A 15,782-nucleotide genomic window follows, 5' to 3' on the forward strand; every position below is an offset into this window, starting at 1 on the left:
CACCCTTATTAAGTAAAAAGAGAGAGTTCAAAGTTTCGGGATCTTCTATTTTTAGTGTTCCCTAGATTACCTAGTTAGATAACACATTTGAAGAATTTAGTGGATAATGAATATCTCCCAGTAACATTGGCTTTTTGGCTCCCGTTACTTGGGGTAAGTTTCCAGGTATCGAATTCAACCGCCAATATGCCAAAACGGCAAAGGCGATCGCTTCTTTATAGTCTGCGTTTAAACCTACGTCATCTGTAGTTAGGATCTCTGTCGCAGTCAACCGAGAGCGCAAGCGTTGTTTCAAATAGAGGTTGCGACTACCGCCACCGCATAACAAAACTCGCTCTGGAAGTTGGGGTAAAAAATGATGATAGCTATGAACGATAGAGGCTACAGTTAGTTCGGCTATTGTAGCCAGCCAGTCGGCAGAACTGAGGTTTTCGTCTTTGGCATCTTGCCAGCATTGGCTTAAGTAATCGCGGCTAAATAGTTCTCTTCCCGTAGATTTGGGAGGCGATCGCTTAAAAAAATCTTGTTTTATCCACTGCTCTACCAGTTTAAAACAGGGCGAACCTTGCGCTGCCCAACTACCGTCTTTATCGTAGGTTTGACTGCCATTTGTAAGTTGCTCTACTGCCAGATCGATTAAGGCATTACCAGGTCCCGTGTCCCAACCGCAAATGCGCTGTTGCCAGTTAGATTTATTTTTAGGAGGCAGATAAGTAAGGTTGCCAATACCGCCGATATTTTGCACGGCAGTATGTTGTGTAGGATGAGCTAGCAAACAGGCATCGATTTTAGATACTAAAGGCGCGCCTTCTCCTCCTGCGGCAAGGTCGGCAGCCCGAAAGTTACTTATAGTAGTCAGATCCGTTTGACTGGCAATTACGGCACCGCGTCCTAGTTGCAGACTATAGCCGATGTTTGTCTCTCCGTTAGCTATTGGCGGACGATGATAGACTGTTTGACCGTGTGAACCGATTAATTCTGCTGTTTCCTGGCACTCTGCTTGAATAGAGCGAGCAGCCAGAGCAAAATTAAAGGCGATCGCATCGTCTAAAGTGGCTAATTCGGCAACTGTTAGAGATTTTCCACCACAAACTGCTAGTATTTTTCGTCTGAGGTTTTGAGGATAGGGATAGGTGTTGCCAGCCAATAGCTCGATCTGTAACTCTGATTCGCCGCCACTAATTTCAACTAAAGCTACGTCAATTCCATCTACTGAGGTACCGCTAATTGCACCAATAACTTTCATCTTCTGGTTCTAAGTTTGGGGTTGACCTACATATTTATAGCGTTTCTCTCAATTTATCGATCGATAGTTATCGGTAAATCTAACTGAGGGGATTCAGTTGTGAAATTATTTTTTAAGCGAGCCAAAATTAAGTTAGAGACTTTAGCTTCTGACTGATAGCCTGTGGCAAAATTAAGTGGTTGAATATTATTTTTTGAATTGTAAACTTGCCATAATTGTGACTGATAGCGATCGCTAAATGGCGCGATAGGCTGAGTATAGCTGCCATAAAAACTCAAATTCCATCGACTCGACTCAAAGGTAGTTATTGGTAGCCCAGAATCATCCTGTAGTAAATAACTGCTTTGAGCTAAAATCGTCTCTCTAATTTGCGAAAAGCTATCAAAGTGGGTTAAATAAGCAGCAGCATTTAAATAAGTGACTTGGGGAGCGTATTTGCTGATAAAAGTTACTAGCTCTGGAGTTTCTGCTAAAGCTTCATTGGACAGCTTACTTGAAAAATAGTAAATTATTTTGCGCTTGGTGTCACCTTCAGAAGCAAAAGTAATCTTGACTCCTGAAATCTTCCCCGATTGTGGCGAACTAATTTCGGCTCGCTCGTTGAGACTAATGTAGTCTAGATCGTAAATGCGATTGTTGGTTCTAGCTAAAAAAACGTATAAAGCCGTGCTTACCTCTTGTTTGAAGTTAATCATCTGAGGTGGGCGAAAATAATCTAAAGCTAAAATTTCATGTAAATTGCAGGCTATATGCTTTAGTTCTTGGGCAAACTGTTGGCGATTGAGTCGCTCTAGATTGGGAATTTTACCAACAGGCTCGATACCGACTAAAACAAATACTCTACCATGAGGAAACAAAGTATAAACATCTAAAAAGTTAGCATTGCTAAACGGATAAAAAATTGTTGGCTCGAGATTATTAAGGGTAGTTAGTTCTCTCTGTTGCCAGTTTCTCATTGGTTCTAACCGACGCGTTTCTAACTGCGACCAAGCATCATTTAAGAAGTTTCGATGTTGCTGCCAATTTCCTCTTTCTTGGAATTGGCTCAGTTCGCCTGTACTACCAATATTCATACCTGCTAGGATTTTTGCAGTATTTGTAAGCCGTTGGGATTTTTTGCGGTCTAAATAGGTAGGTAGATCGCTAAAAACATCGGTATCTAAATTATTTTTAGAGATAACGTCAATTAGTTTAGTTGCTGCTCTATTAAAGAGAACTTTACCTTCGGGTTTTGAGATTTCGGAGCCGAGATTTTTATCGGTTGTATTCGAGTTGGAACGCGAACTGTAACTACAGGACGTAATAGTAATTAATAGGCTTAAGATAATTCCAAAGGTAGATAATAATCTACTCATGCCGATCGCTTTAGCTATTAGATAAAATTAAACCAATTTTTCGGGCAATGGTTAATATATAACCGAATGCCGCTAAAAGCAAACGCTTAAATTAGTAGCATATTCCCAAACAATTGCTAAGTATTTTATTTAATTAAACCCAGAAAGCAGCTACTTGAAAGCGATTGCCATTTGTTTTTCAATTTGCTGGTTTCAGCCAATAAGAGCGATCGGGATCGACTTAAAATATACAATAATTAATCTTTTGGTAGTAATTTGGTCTGTCCGTATTCCCATAAGGTAGGAATCAAAAGGACTAAGATAATTAATACTAAAGCTAAAATTCCAAACTGAGAAATTCCACTGATAATTTGTTGTAAAGAAATAACTTTACCTAGAAAAAAAGCGAGACTGACAATAGTAACCGCCCAGACCGATGCGCCACCAAAATTACAGAGCAAAAATTTTCTGTATGACATTCGAGTCATTCCAGCTAATGGACCTGCAAAAATTCTTAATAAAGTAACAAAACGCCCAAAAAAGACTGCTAGAGGTGCATTTTTACTATAGCGTTGTTTGACAGATTCTAGCTGTGGCTCTTGAATGCCAAACCAACTACCAACTTTGACTAGTAAAGTCCAGCCACCCCATCTACCAAGCCAGTAACCAAAATTGTCTCCTAAAACTGCGCCAGAAATCGCGCTAGCCAACACCCACCAATAATTTAATTCGTCGTTTCCTGCTAAAAAACCACCTACGATGGTAACGGTTTCTCCTGGTATGGGAATACCAGTATTTTCGATCGCTATTCCCAAAAATACTGCCAGGTAACCATATTGGCGGGCAATTTCTAAAGCATTATCTAAACTGAGTAACTCGATGGACATTTAGCTATAACTATCGGACAAAAATTTTGCCAACCTTATTCTCCTTTAAGTGGGAACTGGTTCACCTGGACGTAGTTTAGCCCATTTTCCTACCTCTTGGCGAAAACTGGCGCAACCAACTACATCCCATTCCATTTCGATAATATCTGAATTGGTACGGATATTAACATTAATGCAAGGCTCGACGGGTTCAAAACTTGGAGTTTCGGTTAGATGGGGTTGTTGATGTTGAGTTTCTACGGCATTGTAAGTATTACACTGGTCTACAAAGTAGCAATTTACACAGATACACATAAGCTGATTCCCAAATTGATACTGGCTGTACTTATTAAACTAGCTCAAACTCAAGCTATATTTAAATATTTGTTTGAATAATTATTATTATGATAGTGACTCGGCTCGATCGGTATTTTTCGGCGATCGCACTTCCTTTTGACTTGAGTTGTTTGCCTGCCTCGGCATATTTAGTTGGCGGTGCGGTCAGAGATGGCTTGTTAAACCGCACAAAAGATGTTTTCGATCTAGATTTGGTTTTACCAGCCAAACCCATAGAAACGGCGCGAGAAATTGCCCGTCGCTATCAGGGTGGCTTTGTAATTTTGGATGAAGCCAGACAAATTGCCAGAGTGGTTTTTTCTAACGGAACTTTAGATTTTGCCCTACAGGAAGGAGATAGTTTGACGGCAGATTTACAACGCCGAGATTTTACAATTAACGCGATCGCTTATAACTTTCAAACACGACAATTAGTCGATCCTTTTGGGGGAATACAAGCTTTAGAGCAAGGTAAAATCGAGATGATTTCACCAGGTAATCTAGTAAACGATCCCCTCAGACTATTAAGAGCTTACCGCCAAGCAGCACAGCTAGACTTTTCGATCGAAGCTAATACCAGAAAAACTATTCGTTCTTTAGGCTCTTTATTACCTCGGGTTGCGGCAGAAAGAGTCCAGACTGAGTTTAACTATCTTTTAAAAAGCGATACGGGCAATAAATGGCTGGAGGCTTTATGGAAGGATGGGTTAATCCAGCTTTATTTCCCTACTGTTGATGCAGTTAAAATTCAGCAGCTAATGGCAGTAGAAACAGCAGTCAACCGTCTGAAATTTGCCTGGAATACTTTTACAGAGCGTTGCCATAATTGGAAGTGTCTGACAAAAATCGCTACTTTAGTTGCTTCAACTCCCGAAGCTGCTGAAGCTGAATTAATCAATCTAAAATACTCTCGCGCTGAAGTTAAAGCTGTAGTAAAAACCGTCGAGCATCTACCACAACTGCAAGCCATTTCATCCTTGCCGAGCTTGCGAGAACAGTATTTTTTCTTTTTACAAACTCGCGATGTTTTTCCTATTTTAGTTGCTAGAGCGATCGCGCTGGGAATTAGCCCAGAAATTACAACTCCTTTAATTGACCGCTATTTAAATTTACAAGATCCTGTAGCCTATCCTCAAGCTATAGTTACGGGTAATCACCTCATTACCAAATTAAATCTCAAACCCTCACCTCTAATTGGCAAACTATTAACAGAAATTCAAATTGCTTGTCTTGAGGGAAAAATCTCAACACCCCAAGAAGCTTTACAGTATGCTGCCAATTTTTTGGAATAACCGTACACACCTCATTCTCATACAAAATACTGCTCGCCCAAACAATGTAGACAAGCAGCAAAAAAATTTTATCTGGCTCCGCTCAAGGTTAAAAGTTAAAACAAATTTTTAACTTTTACCTTTTAATTTTTGACTTTTTCAATTTAGGGTTTATACCCAAACTTAATTTTTATAATCGCTCGATAAAACTAAATGTCTGCACCCTGTTTTGGTTCTGTACCTGCATTAACTACGGCATTTCTTAGCAAGGTAATCTGTTGCTCTGAATCCAATGATTCAATTTGTGGGAGCAATTGTTCGACACTACCGCTAGCTTTATAGTCGTCGGGCATGGGAACTATGGTACCTTCGTCCATTCCCTGTGCCAGTTGATACCAAAATAGTAGTTTGGTATTTGCGCTTAAAGAGCCATATTCGCGAGAAATAAGGCTATCTTGACCAGAAATAAGTTTACGCTGAATATCTAATTGTTCCTCAAAAGACTTTTCTTTTACCTGATTGAAAAGTCCTCCAGAAATATCGGCTCCTGCCGCGCCTGGAGCCGCAGGAGTAACTGAATCTCCCATGTCTTTATATACATACCATAAGAACGCTAACTTATCATCAACGCTTAAACTGTTATATGCACTCAAAGCGCGATCTACATTCTGGTCTAAATTGGCAGATGTCATAAAATTACACCTCTTGTTATTTAATTTCTAATTAAAGTTATTAACTAGCTGCGATCGCGGTCAAAAACATACAATTCTCACCATTTCTCAGCTAGTTTATAGCTAACTTTATGGTTAGCATATAGGGATTTCGCTCCTTAACAAAACTATAAAAAGATATAAAGTATAAATAAAAGAATTATAAAAACACCAACTTATGATAGATGTTAAACGTCAAAAACACTGTATTTTTTAAAGATAAAAGGCTTCGCTATAGCTCTAAACTATAAACTTTTGACTAAAGGATAATTAGCGTAAAGCGCAGATAGCAATTAATAATTAACAATTAACTATGGATGCTCCTTACTACCTACTACTTTTATCATTGTTAAAATGTTGATAAAATTGTTACAAAAACAGCACATACTACGCTCTATAGCAGTTTTACCAAATAAAGATTGACAAAAATAAAATTTAACTAATTACCTAATTAACTGTATAAGTAACTTCCTGGACTTCTCCTGGTTCACCCAGTATTTGCTGCCTTTCATTATTAAAAGTTACTGCCACACCACCTGCATTACCAGCGCGAATAGTCACTTGTTTCTTGCCAGTCCAAGTTCGTTTGGTTCCTTTAGGTAGAGTACCTTCAAAAGCTTTTTTACCATCAACCATTACTTTTAACCAACATCTATCTTCTAAATCGATCCCCACCGTTACCGATTGCGACTGGCTAGTTTGGCTAATCAATTGAGGTGTCACTGTCTGCTTACCTCGTGTGGGATCGGTATCAACAACTGAGGCATCTTTAGGCAAATTTTGTTCGGGAGCTTGCTCGATAACAAGAGGGCGTTCTACCAGGGCAGCAATTCCTTTAACTGAAAAACCTACCAGTAGAATGTAGAATAAATATAAATGAAGCGATCGCACCTGAAAGTCAATAGACAGCTTTCGTGGGAACTCATTGATAAATGAAGGCGTAGACCAATTTCTCTTGTCGGCATTAGCTCGTTCTAACTTCGCCAGATTAGAAGTTTTGGCAGCAGAAGTTAAGGTAAAATCGGGTAACTCTGCGTCGATCGCGCGAGCGAATTTGACGATTAAAGCTTTAATATAAAATGGTTCTGGTAATTTGCTTATATCTGCCTGTTCGATAGCAATTAAAAGACGTTTGGGAATTAAAGTTTTTGCCGCTACCATATCGAGTGAAATTTTTTTTTCCTCACGAATCTGATACAGACAAGTACCAATTTCCTGTAGCTTTGGTAAATCTATTTGCGAATTTTTATCTTGATTTTTCATTGACTGCGCTCCTGCTAGGTGCAGATAATTTAAATTTATAACTGAGTTTTAATTAAAATTTTTTATTAGCGCGATTTCAGAAGAGGTTAGATGTCTGTAACTACCATTAGTTAGTTCTGTTTTACCACGAGAATTTAAAGAAATCGAGCCAATCGCCGTACGATGTAGTTCGACAACTTTATATCCTAATTTTTCTGCCGTGCGGCGAATCTGGCGATTCCTGCCTTCGATTAGAACAATTTTTATAAGAGTTTGTTGTCCTCGACGGCGAACTATTTCTACTTCGGCTGGCAAAGTTTTTTTACCGTTTAAATTTATACCATTACGCCATAAAACTAAATCTTCCTCGGTAGGATGTTTATCCAACCAGACCAGATAAGTTTTAGGCAGATGATAGCGAGGGTGAGTCAAATTAAGAGTCAAATCGCCATCATTAGTTAACAGCAACGCACCACTGGAATTAAAATCGAGTCTGCCTACAGGATGAATACCTTTGCCTTTTTTTAGATTATTGGGTAATAAATCTAAAACTGTGGGTCGATTTTGGGGATCGCTACAGGTAGAGACAACACTAGTAGGTTTGTTTAGTAATAGATATATTGGTTGAGGGCGATCGGTTAATTGGATTACCTTACCGTTTACTTCTAATACATCTACTGCTAAATCGAGCTTGTCTCCAAGACTGGCAATTTTACCATTGACCCGAACTTTTCCTGCCGTTATTAATTTTTCCGCTTGTCGCCGCGAAGCAACCCCCCATTGGGATAAAATTTTTTGAATTCTTTCCATTGAGAGATGCTCCTTTCACAAGGCGAAAACACATTAAGTATTGAAAAGAACCTTTACTGTCTCTTCTTCATAATATTGATTGTTACATATAGATAAATCTATCGCTCCAAGAGTTTGGTGTAAGTTTATAATTCCCAAAAAAGCTTAATAAAAGATCTATTTGTTCTTAAAAACTTAGCCTATCTGAAAACAATAACAATGCAAAAATCGGTTAGCCATAAACCATAAGCTATGTTTTTTGTAGAGAGATCGGCAGTAGAATTAATGATGTGGTACGCACATCCGCCATTTGTAAAACGTCGGCAAACTACATACAGTTCGCGCTTAAGGCTTATAGCTTATAGCTTATTTAATTAGAAATATCTCTCTCGGTTTTTAACCAACGGCTTTGAGGATTGACCAAGAAGTTGAAATAAATTGGTATTTTACCCAGAACATAATTGGGAATAGCAATTAAATTGGATAGTGGTAAGTCGAAGCGACCAAATTTAATCCAAGCTAAAAATACTCCCGTAAATAAAAAGCTTCCCGCCAAAGTTGACACTATTGCCCCTATTAAAGATGCTCCTATAAATGCTGCTAGCCAGGCAATTATCGTCCAAACTAGCCAGAACATAATTAATAAGGACAAGGGGGGAATTAAAAGGTCTAAAGCTAAGATTAATAAAGATAAACGTCTTTGGTTGATAAATGCTTTAAATAGACGCGGAACTTCAACCAAAATCATTTCTAGCTGTCCGTGTTCCCAACGAGACTTCTGGCTTTGAGCGTCTTCGTCTTTCATCAAACGACCCATAACTAAAGCATCTTCACAGAATACTGGCGTGCAGCCAGTCAGTGCCAAGTCTACGGTCAACTGGGTATCGTCGGTAGTTTTACTTCCTGCTAGAGAAACTCGTTCGATAACCGATAGAGGAAAAGCCATTCCCGAACCCGTTAGCAAGCAGTGATATCCCAGTCGATTTAAACCGAGCAGACGTACCAGGTTTTTGACTTTGAGAGCAAACATGGAAATACGATCTTTGAGACTGGTTTCGTCTGGCTGTTCCATGAGGTAGGTTGCTTGAACTGGTCTACCCGTAGCGATCGCCTTGCAGGTAATGCGCTCGATAGTAAGAGGCGCGATAATACAGTCTCCATCGAGAATTACGACTACTTCTGGGCGATCGCCGCGAATAAATTTCATACCATAATCCAGTGCATATCCTTTACCTTTATGGGTCGCGCTGGCTCGTTCGATTACTGTCGCACCTGTAGCTCTAGCGATTTCTGCGGTGTTATCCTCACAGTTATCCGCAATTACCACTACGCGATCGCGCTCTGTTAGCTGAGCGATAACAGTTTTTAGCACTGGTTCTATTTGTGCTGCTTCATTGTGAGCGGGTATTAATACGGTTGTTTTAGGGCGAGCGATCGCTATTGAGTTGGACTGTTTTTTGGCGTTAAAAGCTACCAAACATTCGATAAAAAATAAAAAACAGGGAACGAATAAAACTAATCCACCACCAAGTAAAGCCAGACTAATAAGCTCTCGAAGTTCCATTTTTAGAGATATTACGATACTATTTATTTAGTCATACTTTACCAATATCTTATATTTAAGACAATCTTTTTTTATACTATCGCGATCGCTTTGTAATAGAAAAATTTTACTAAAGTTTGGAGAAAATCAACAAGCAAAACCGTTTAAATAGCTTTTTATTCTATAACAAAATCGAATAATCTTTCAAGATCTGGCTAAGCATATTGCTTGAGAATCAAAATAAAAGATTTATCAATTCGTTCGTTTATTTTATTTATAGTTCAACTACAGTTTTGTTTATTAAAGCCAAATAATTTTTAACTACATTATGCTGGTTTCCATTTGTATTGTTACCTATAAACGCCCCGAAGGATTAAAACGCTTACTTCAGACGCTCAACCAATTAACTTTCGATAAACTAGAATCTCCCGATATTGAAATTATAGTAGTTGATAATGGCATTCTTGGTGAAGCCGCCCGCGTTTGTACCGAACTCGAAGCCAATTTTAGATGGAAACTTAAAACTGATGTCGAATCACAAAGAGGCATCACTTACGCACGTAATAAATCGGTATCCTTAGCTTCAGTAAATTCCGATTTTATCGTAATTATCGATGATGATGAAGTACCAGAATTCACCTGGTTAGAAGAATTATTATTAGTTCGACAACAGTACGATGCCGATGTTGTAACAGGACCAGTTTTACCTCATTTTCCAGAAGCAGTACCCAAGTGGGTCATTAAAGGAGGTTTTTTCGATCTGCCACGCTATCAAACAGGAGAGCAACGACATGTGGCATTTACCAATAACGTCTTAATTCGAGCTGCGATTTTAAGAAAGTTCGATCGCGTTTTTGACGATCGCTTTGCTATTACTGGCGGTGAAGATTCTCATCTGTTTCTGAGCCTAAACCAAATGGGTTATAAAATTGTGTGGGCAGATGATGCCATAGTTTACGATTGGATCCCTGCTTCAAGAACCAATCTCAAGTGGATTTTAAAACGGGGCTATCGCTGCTGGGGAACTCACAGTTTGCTAGAAAAAGAGCTATATCCTTCTGTTAAAACTCAAGCTACAAGAATTGTTAAAGGACTGGCTTTGATTTTCATTGGTATTTTAAAAATGATTCCTGCTTGGCTGCTAGGCAAACACGCGATCGCTAATGCCTTACTTTATATTTATCGGGGTGCGGGAACTTTTGCAGGTTTATTGGGTATCGATTATCAAGAATACAAAAAGGTTCACACCGAAATGGGTATGAGTAAGTAAATATAGTAAAAGGCAAAAAGTAAGAGGCAAAAGTCAAAATTGAAATGCCTAACCCACAAAGCTTCTATTCGACAGATTTTATTCTGGGTTAAATTTTCGGTCGAATAAGAACGAAGTAATAGGCTGTTCCCCAATTGTGACAAGTTAAGAAAAAAATAAATTAGCCAACTACTACATATAGTGTCTTTTGTTTAAGTTAACACCAAATATGGATCGGAGTGAATTTGTCTGGCGATCGCTATATTTCTAAATTTGTTCTTTAGAAATATCTTGAAAGCTTAGAGCTTAAGGCTTAAAGCTTAGAGCTACGAACCGATTGACAAACAACGTAGTCCTTTAACTTGTCATCAATGGCTGTTCCCTGTTCCCCGTTCCCTACTCTCTTTATCAAAACTAGCTAATTTTGTACTCGTCGAACTCACGACTTCGTAGTATCGGAGGCTTTTTGGCTCATTTCTCCTAGATACTTACGTAAATAAGGCGAAAAAACCTCATAAATTAAGGTTAGGGGCTGGCGATCGTGCCAAAATAGATAGTGCCGTCCCCAAAAGGCTCCAGTCTCGCCAAACGCGCTTTCTAATGCTGAAGAATTACCGTAGCAAATACCCCGTACATCTCGATAGAGTTCTGTATGTAGTCGGGAAAAACTTTCCCAGATAGGCAAGGAGCGATTTTGGAGATAATCGTCTACCCGCTCGGCATCCCACCAGGAAGCAGCATAGGCTAATCTTTGACCTGAAGCAGTTCTCAGCCAAACCTGTCGTCTCAGTCTCGGTTTGCCAATTGCTTCAACTTCGCTTGGTGCGCCATCGCGATTATTACCGACAATAGACATATCAATTACATCTACTTCGGTTTTTTCTCCTGTAAGTAATTGCAAATGACGAGTAGGAGAACCATCTCCTAATAATAATATTTGCCAGGTGGGAGCTAATTGCTGATGGGGTAAACCTTGTTGAATGGCTGCTTCTCCTCCTTGCCAAATTGGTTGAAGAGAATGCCAGGTATCTGAAGTAATTCGGTCGGGCGAGGACAAATTTGCAGTCACAGTCAGTTACAAAACTTCACTTTTCTTTAATTTTAACTCCTAACGCCCTTTTATAGTCGTACAAAGTTAGCCTGAGACAATTCAAAAGTTAATGGTTCGTAAGTAGCGTAGCGAGTAGCGAGTAACGAGTAACGAGTAGTGGGTCACAATAATACACTCATTACTCATTACTTATTGTTTCCCCGTTCCCTAAAGCCCAAAGCATAGAGCCTATCTTACTTCTTACTTTCTACTTTTTACTTTTTACTTTTTACTTTTTAAAGTACCCCTTTTGAACTAGGAATAGTATTAGCACGACGGGGATCGATTTCTATTGCCATCCGCATAGCACGGGCAAAGGCTTTGAAAGTTGCCTCGATAATATGATGGGAGTTAATGCCGTCTAGCTGACGGATATGTAGAGTCATCTGAGAGTGATTGACTACTGCTACAAAAAATTCCCTAACTAATTGCGTATCATAAGTGCCGACTCTTTGAGTGGGAATATCCAAACCAAAGCTTAAATGAGGTCTGCCAGAAAAATCTAGAGCCACCTGAATTAAAGATTCATCGAGAGGAGCGATAAAATGACCGAAACGTACGATCCCCTTGCGATCGCCCAAAGCTTTGGCTAACGCCTGTCCTAAGGTAATACCAACATCTTCATTAGTATGATGATCGTCGATGTCAATATCTCCTGTTGCCTTTACCTCTAGATCGATTAAGCCATGAGAAGCAATTTGCTGGAGCATGTGGTTGAGAAAAGGAATTCCCGTATCGGCACTGCATTTGCCCCTACCGTCTAAGTTAAGACTGACGGCTACATCGGTTTCTTTAGTGGTTCGCTTTACCAAAGCCGATCTAAGCAATAAAGAAGATGATTGATTTTGCTCTTTAGTAGAGCGATCGCCAATTTGCATAATATTTTTTCGCTACCTAGTTTTTAGCTACAAAGAAACTACATGCCCATTATTTCATAGCCAGCATCGACATATATCACCTGTCCCGTAATGCCACTGGCAAGGTCGCTACATAGAAAAGCGGCAGTATTACCTACTTCTAGCTGAGTCACGGTACGTTTGAGAGGTGCAGTCTCTTCAACATGACGAATCATATCAAGAATGCCGCCAACGGCAGAAGAGGCTAAAGTTCTGATGGGACCTGCTGAAATAGCGTTAACGCGAATATTTTGGCTTCCCAGTTCGGCAGCCAGATAACGAACGCTCATTTCTAAAGCCGCTTTAGCAACTCCCATTACATTATAGTTAGGAACAACTTTAACTCCCCCTAGATAAGTTAGAGTAACAATGCTACCGCCATCTTTCATCAAGGGTTTGGCTCTTTTTGCCAGACAGTTTAGGGAGTAACTACTAATATCCAAAGCTTTAACAAAACCCTCTCTTGAAGTAGCAGAAAAATCTCCTGTCAGATCTTCTTTATCCGCAAAAGCCAGACAGTGAACCAGAATATCTAACTTGCCCCATTTTTCTTCAATAGTGGCAAACATTTCAGCTAGCAGTTCGTCATTTTGTACGTCACACGGAACAATTATACTAGGAGATAGAGGTTTGACTAAATCTCTAACTTTTTTTTCGTAGCGTCCTTTTTCATCTGGCAAATAATTAACACCAAGATTAGCACCTGCTTTGTGTAGCTGTTGGGCAATTCCCCAGGCAATAGAGCGGTTGTTAGCTATTCCAGTAACGAAGGCATTTTTTCCTGTTAAATCCAGCATAATTTTTGAAAATTTTTAGTCGCAACTTTTAATCGTATCAAAAAGCTTCCTGTCTAGAACAGCAATTTCTCACTATTCAAACTGTCAAGACAAAAAAACCAAAAGGTACATACATAACAAAAATCTTTAATTTATTCTGGCTTTATGTCAATATTAAACAATTATTAGTACTAAGCATTGGTAAGTTTTATGGAACTATCTCTAACGCAAAACCAACCATTAGCATCTGTATTTCGCAAACTTGGAAGAGGCTCTTTTCCACCAATTGTTGAAAATTTCGAGCGAGGAAAAACCATATTTTTTCCAGGAGATCCTGCCGAAAGAGTTTATTTTTTACTTAAAGGTGCAGTCAAACTCTCCCGCGTATACGAAGCAGGAGAAGAAATTACCGTAGCATTATTGCGAGAAAATAGCGTGTTTGGCGTACTGTCGTTGATTACGGGTCAAAAGAGCGATCGCTTCTATCATGCAGTTGCTTTTACTTCGGTCGAGCTACTTTCAGCACCAATCGAACACGTAGAGCAAGCTCTTAAAGAAAACCCAGAATTATCGATGTTAATGCTAAAGGGGTTATCATCGCGAATTTTGCAGACTGAAATGATGATTGAAACACTAGCTCATAGGGACATGGGTTCGCGTTTGGTTAGCTTTTTGCTAATTCTCTGTCGCGATTTTGGTATCCCTACTACTGAAGGAATTAGAATCGATCTCAAACTTTCACATCAGGCGATCGCCGAAGCTATTGGTTCGACTCGCGTTACGGTCACTCGTTTATTAGGAGACTTAAGAGATCGCGACATGATTTCAATTCACAAAAAAAAGATTACCGTACACAACCCCGTAGCTTTGAGCCAACAATTTGCCTGAGTTAAACAGTTGAAATTTGCAGTTAAAAAGTGTTACCGAATAGAGTATAAGTAAAAGATCTAACTCAAAACTTACAGCTAAAAATGACCAGTGGTTATATCCTGATTGCGGCGATTTTCGTTTTAGGAGGTTTAATTGCGGCATTGGGAGATCGCTTGGGAACCAAAGTCGGTAAAGCCAGACTGAGACTGTTTAATCTTCGTCCTCGCCAGACGGCAGCGATCGTTACCGTGATTACTGGAATGTTGATTTCTGCTTCTACGTTAGGCATTTTATTCAGTTTGAGTAAGTCTTTACGTAAGGGTATATTTCAACTGGATGATATTCTCTACGATTTAAGACAGACAAAAAAAGAATTGGCTAGTGCCGAGAATGAAAAACAACAGGCTACTAGCGAACTAACCACTGTAAAAAACCAGCAAATAGCCGCTACAGAAAAACTAAAAGCCATCGAACAGGATTATATACAGTCCAAACAGCAGTTAGTTACCATATCGCAACGAGCCGCAAAACTACGTTCGGAGTTAAATACGCTGTTAGACGAAAGAGCCAAACAGTTAAAGCAATTAGATCGGCTAAAAGGGCAAAGTCAACAACTTCAGACTCAACTAAAACAAAGAGAGCGAGAAATCGAAGCACGCGATCGCACTTTAGAGCAAAGAGAAACACGTCTAAAGCAGCTAGAAACACAACAGCAGGTTTTACAAACAAAAATTCGTCAGCGAGACAGTTCGATTGTAGAGTTAGATCGAGAAATCGCGAGCAAAAACAGAGATTTGGAAACCAGAACCAATCGCCTGCAAAATCTCGAATCGGAACTAAAGTATTTAGAGCGAGAAGTGGCAGTTCTCGAACGCTACTATCAAAACTATCAAGAGTTGCGAGAAAGACAAATTGCTATTTTGAGGGGACAAGTTCTGGCTTCAGCTACAGTTCGGATCGTCGATCCCGATGCTGCGGTTTTGGCAATAGATCGTTTATTGCAACAGGCTAATAGCAATGTAAGTGAAGCATTTATGCTCGACGAATCGTCAGAACAAAGAATCGTTAAAATTACTAATGCTCAAGTAGAACAATTAGCAGCAGAAATTAAAGATGGTCGAGATTATGTTCTACGTATTTTATCGGCTGGCAACTACGTTAGAGGAGAGCCTGAAGTAAGAGTATTCGCCGATCTAGTTCCAAATAAAAGAATTTTTAAAGCAGGTGAAGAAATTGCTACAGTCTCTCTTGACGCTGAAGATAAAACTCCTGGAAAAGTACAAGATAGACTAGACTGGTTACTTTCTGCCTCTAAATTTCGCGCACAAAGAGCAGGAGTTCTGGGTGATATTCAAATTGGCGATGGTGAAATAGCTACCTTAGTAAGATTTATCGATAAAATAGCCGCATCCGATGAATCTTTGGGAGAAATTAGAGCGATCGTCGCTGAAAATGCCTATACCGCACAGACGCTCAAACTCAACTTAGAAGTAGTACAAAACGGTAAAGTCATGTTTAAAATTTAATTGCGATCGCTTACATATCTATAGTTCTCAAAACACTG

General features: G+C 39.4%; 15 protein-coding genes. 4 read left to right on the forward strand and 11 right to left on the reverse strand.

Features of this window, described 5'->3' with window-relative positions; all coding sequences use genetic code 11:
• Positions 1-70: 70 nt before the first annotated feature.
• From KV40_RS01410 to KV40_RS01425, 4 genes are all read right to left on the reverse strand, one after another.
• On the reverse strand, positions 71-1,246 hold the full coding sequence (locus tag KV40_RS01410) for an anhydro-N-acetylmuramic acid kinase (protein WP_036477163.1): 1,176 nt from the start codon (positions 1,244-1,246) through the stop codon (positions 71-73).
• Between the two features lie 53 nt (positions 1,247-1,299).
• Positions 1,300-2,601 carry a hypothetical protein gene (locus KV40_RS01415; protein WP_036477166.1) on the reverse strand — a complete coding sequence of 434 codons (1,302 nt, stop codon included), beginning with the start codon at positions 2,599-2,601 and terminating at the stop codon, positions 1,300-1,302.
• A 236-nt stretch (positions 2,602-2,837) separates the two neighbouring features.
• Positions 2,838-3,467: a DedA family protein gene (locus KV40_RS01420; RefSeq protein ID WP_036477167.1), complete on the reverse strand. Its 630-nt coding sequence runs from the start codon at positions 3,465-3,467 to the stop codon at positions 2,838-2,840.
• Positions 3,468-3,512: 45 nt separating this feature from the next.
• Entirely contained in the window at positions 3,513-3,761 is a 249-nt protein-coding gene (locus tag KV40_RS01425; RefSeq protein ID WP_036477170.1) for a Ycf34 family protein, read from the reverse strand.
• Between the two features lie 89 nt (positions 3,762-3,850).
• On the opposite strand from KV40_RS01425, the gene KV40_RS01430 reads away from it, so the two are divergent.
• Entirely contained in the window at positions 3,851-5,074 is a 1,224-nt protein-coding gene (locus KV40_RS01430) for a CCA tRNA nucleotidyltransferase (protein WP_036477172.1), read from the forward strand.
• Positions 5,075-5,262: 188 nt separating this feature from the next.
• Here KV40_RS01430 and KV40_RS01435 read toward each other — a convergent pair whose 3' ends face one another.
• The 4 genes from KV40_RS01435 to KV40_RS01450 form a co-directional block, all read right to left on the reverse strand.
• Positions 5,263-5,745 (reverse strand): orange carotenoid protein N-terminal domain-containing protein, encoded by a 483-nt coding sequence (locus KV40_RS01435; protein ID WP_036477174.1) that lies wholly within the window; start codon positions 5,743-5,745, stop codon positions 5,263-5,265.
• 465 nt (positions 5,746-6,210) lie between these two features.
• The gene (locus KV40_RS01440) at positions 6,211-7,026 is read right to left on the reverse strand and encodes a RodZ domain-containing protein (RefSeq protein ID WP_052055248.1); all 816 of its coding nucleotides are present in this window, start codon (positions 7,024-7,026) and stop codon (positions 6,211-6,213) included.
• Positions 7,027-7,074: 48 nt separating this feature from the next.
• Positions 7,075-7,815 carry a pseudouridine synthase gene (locus tag KV40_RS01445; protein WP_036477175.1) on the reverse strand — a complete coding sequence of 247 codons (741 nt, stop codon included), beginning with the start codon at positions 7,813-7,815 and terminating at the stop codon, positions 7,075-7,077.
• A 349-nt stretch (positions 7,816-8,164) separates the two neighbouring features.
• A complete protein-coding gene (locus KV40_RS01450; RefSeq protein WP_036477179.1) occupies positions 8,165-9,358 on the reverse strand; it encodes a glycosyltransferase family 2 protein in 1,194 nt (397 codons plus the stop codon).
• Positions 9,359-9,665: 307 nt separating this feature from the next.
• Between KV40_RS01450 and KV40_RS01455 the strand changes: the two genes are divergently transcribed.
• Positions 9,666-10,607, forward strand: a complete 942-nt coding sequence (locus KV40_RS01455) for a glycosyltransferase family 2 protein (protein WP_036477181.1) — start codon at positions 9,666-9,668, stop codon at positions 10,605-10,607.
• 418 nt (positions 10,608-11,025) lie between these two features.
• Here the strand turns inward: KV40_RS01455 and KV40_RS01460 are convergent, their stop codons facing one another.
• From KV40_RS01460 to fabI, 3 genes are all read right to left on the reverse strand, one after another.
• Positions 11,026-11,655: a chorismate lyase gene (locus KV40_RS01460; protein WP_036477183.1), complete on the reverse strand. Its 630-nt coding sequence runs from the start codon at positions 11,653-11,655 to the stop codon at positions 11,026-11,028.
• A gap of 257 nt (positions 11,656-11,912) precedes the next feature.
• Complete coding sequence (hisB, locus tag KV40_RS01465; protein ID WP_036477185.1) at positions 11,913-12,554, reverse strand: imidazoleglycerol-phosphate dehydratase HisB; 642 nt, start codon at positions 12,552-12,554, stop codon at positions 11,913-11,915.
• A 38-nt stretch (positions 12,555-12,592) separates the two neighbouring features.
• Positions 12,593-13,369: an enoyl-ACP reductase FabI gene (fabI, locus tag KV40_RS01470; protein ID WP_036477187.1), complete on the reverse strand. Its 777-nt coding sequence runs from the start codon at positions 13,367-13,369 to the stop codon at positions 12,593-12,595.
• A 189-nt stretch (positions 13,370-13,558) separates the two neighbouring features.
• Here fabI and ntcA point away from each other — a divergent pair, with 189 nt between their 5' ends.
• Both ntcA and KV40_RS01480 read left to right on the forward strand, forming a co-directional pair.
• On the forward strand, positions 13,559-14,236 hold the full coding sequence (gene ntcA / locus KV40_RS01475; RefSeq protein WP_036477190.1) for a global nitrogen regulator NtcA: 678 nt from the start codon (positions 13,559-13,561) through the stop codon (positions 14,234-14,236).
• A gap of 83 nt (positions 14,237-14,319) precedes the next feature.
• A complete protein-coding gene (locus tag KV40_RS01480) occupies positions 14,320-15,744 on the forward strand; it encodes a DUF3084 domain-containing protein (protein ID WP_036477192.1) in 1,425 nt (474 codons plus the stop codon).
• Positions 15,745-15,782 lie beyond the last annotated feature (38 nt).

The sequence above is a fragment of the Myxosarcina sp. GI1 genome (genome assembly GCF_000756305.1).
Classification (GTDB): Bacteria; Cyanobacteriota; Cyanobacteriia; order Cyanobacteriales; family Xenococcaceae; genus Myxosarcina.

What these genes read in the sequence shown, in the direction of transcription:
- KV40_RS01410 (WP_036477163.1), bottom strand. Translation starts at nt 1,246, where the DNA reads ATGAAAGTTATTGGTGCAATTAGCGGTACCTCAGTAGATGGAATTGAC.
- KV40_RS01415 (WP_036477166.1), bottom strand. Translation starts at nt 2,601, where the DNA reads ATGAGTAGATTATTATCTACCTTTGGAATTATCTTAAGCCTATTAATT.
- KV40_RS01420 (WP_036477167.1), bottom strand. Translation starts at nt 3,467, where the DNA reads ATGTCCATCGAGTTACTCAGTTTAGATAATGCTTTAGAAATTGCCCGC.
- KV40_RS01425 (WP_036477170.1), bottom strand. Translation starts at nt 3,761, where the DNA reads ATGTGTATCTGTGTAAATTGCTACTTTGTAGACCAGTGTAATACTTAC.
- KV40_RS01430 (WP_036477172.1), top strand. Translation starts at nt 3,851, where the DNA reads ATGATAGTGACTCGGCTCGATCGGTATTTTTCGGCGATCGCACTTCCT.
- KV40_RS01435 (WP_036477174.1), bottom strand. Translation starts at nt 5,745, where the DNA reads ATGACATCTGCCAATTTAGACCAGAATGTAGATCGCGCTTTGAGTGCA.
- KV40_RS01440 (WP_052055248.1), bottom strand. Translation starts at nt 7,026, where the DNA reads ATGAAAAATCAAGATAAAAATTCGCAAATAGATTTACCAAAGCTACAG.
- KV40_RS01445 (WP_036477175.1), bottom strand. Translation starts at nt 7,815, where the DNA reads ATGGAAAGAATTCAAAAAATTTTATCCCAATGGGGGGTTGCTTCGCGG.
- KV40_RS01450 (WP_036477179.1), bottom strand. Translation starts at nt 9,358, where the DNA reads ATGGAACTTCGAGAGCTTATTAGTCTGGCTTTACTTGGTGGTGGATTA.
- KV40_RS01455 (WP_036477181.1), top strand. Translation starts at nt 9,666, where the DNA reads ATGCTGGTTTCCATTTGTATTGTTACCTATAAACGCCCCGAAGGATTA.
- hisB (WP_036477185.1), bottom strand. Translation starts at nt 12,554, where the DNA reads ATGCAAATTGGCGATCGCTCTACTAAAGAGCAAAATCAATCATCTTCT.
- fabI (WP_036477187.1), bottom strand. Translation starts at nt 13,369, where the DNA reads ATGCTGGATTTAACAGGAAAAAATGCCTTCGTTACTGGAATAGCTAAC.
- ntcA (WP_036477190.1), top strand. Translation starts at nt 13,559, where the DNA reads ATGGAACTATCTCTAACGCAAAACCAACCATTAGCATCTGTATTTCGC.
- KV40_RS01480 (WP_036477192.1), top strand. Translation starts at nt 14,320, where the DNA reads ATGACCAGTGGTTATATCCTGATTGCGGCGATTTTCGTTTTAGGAGGT.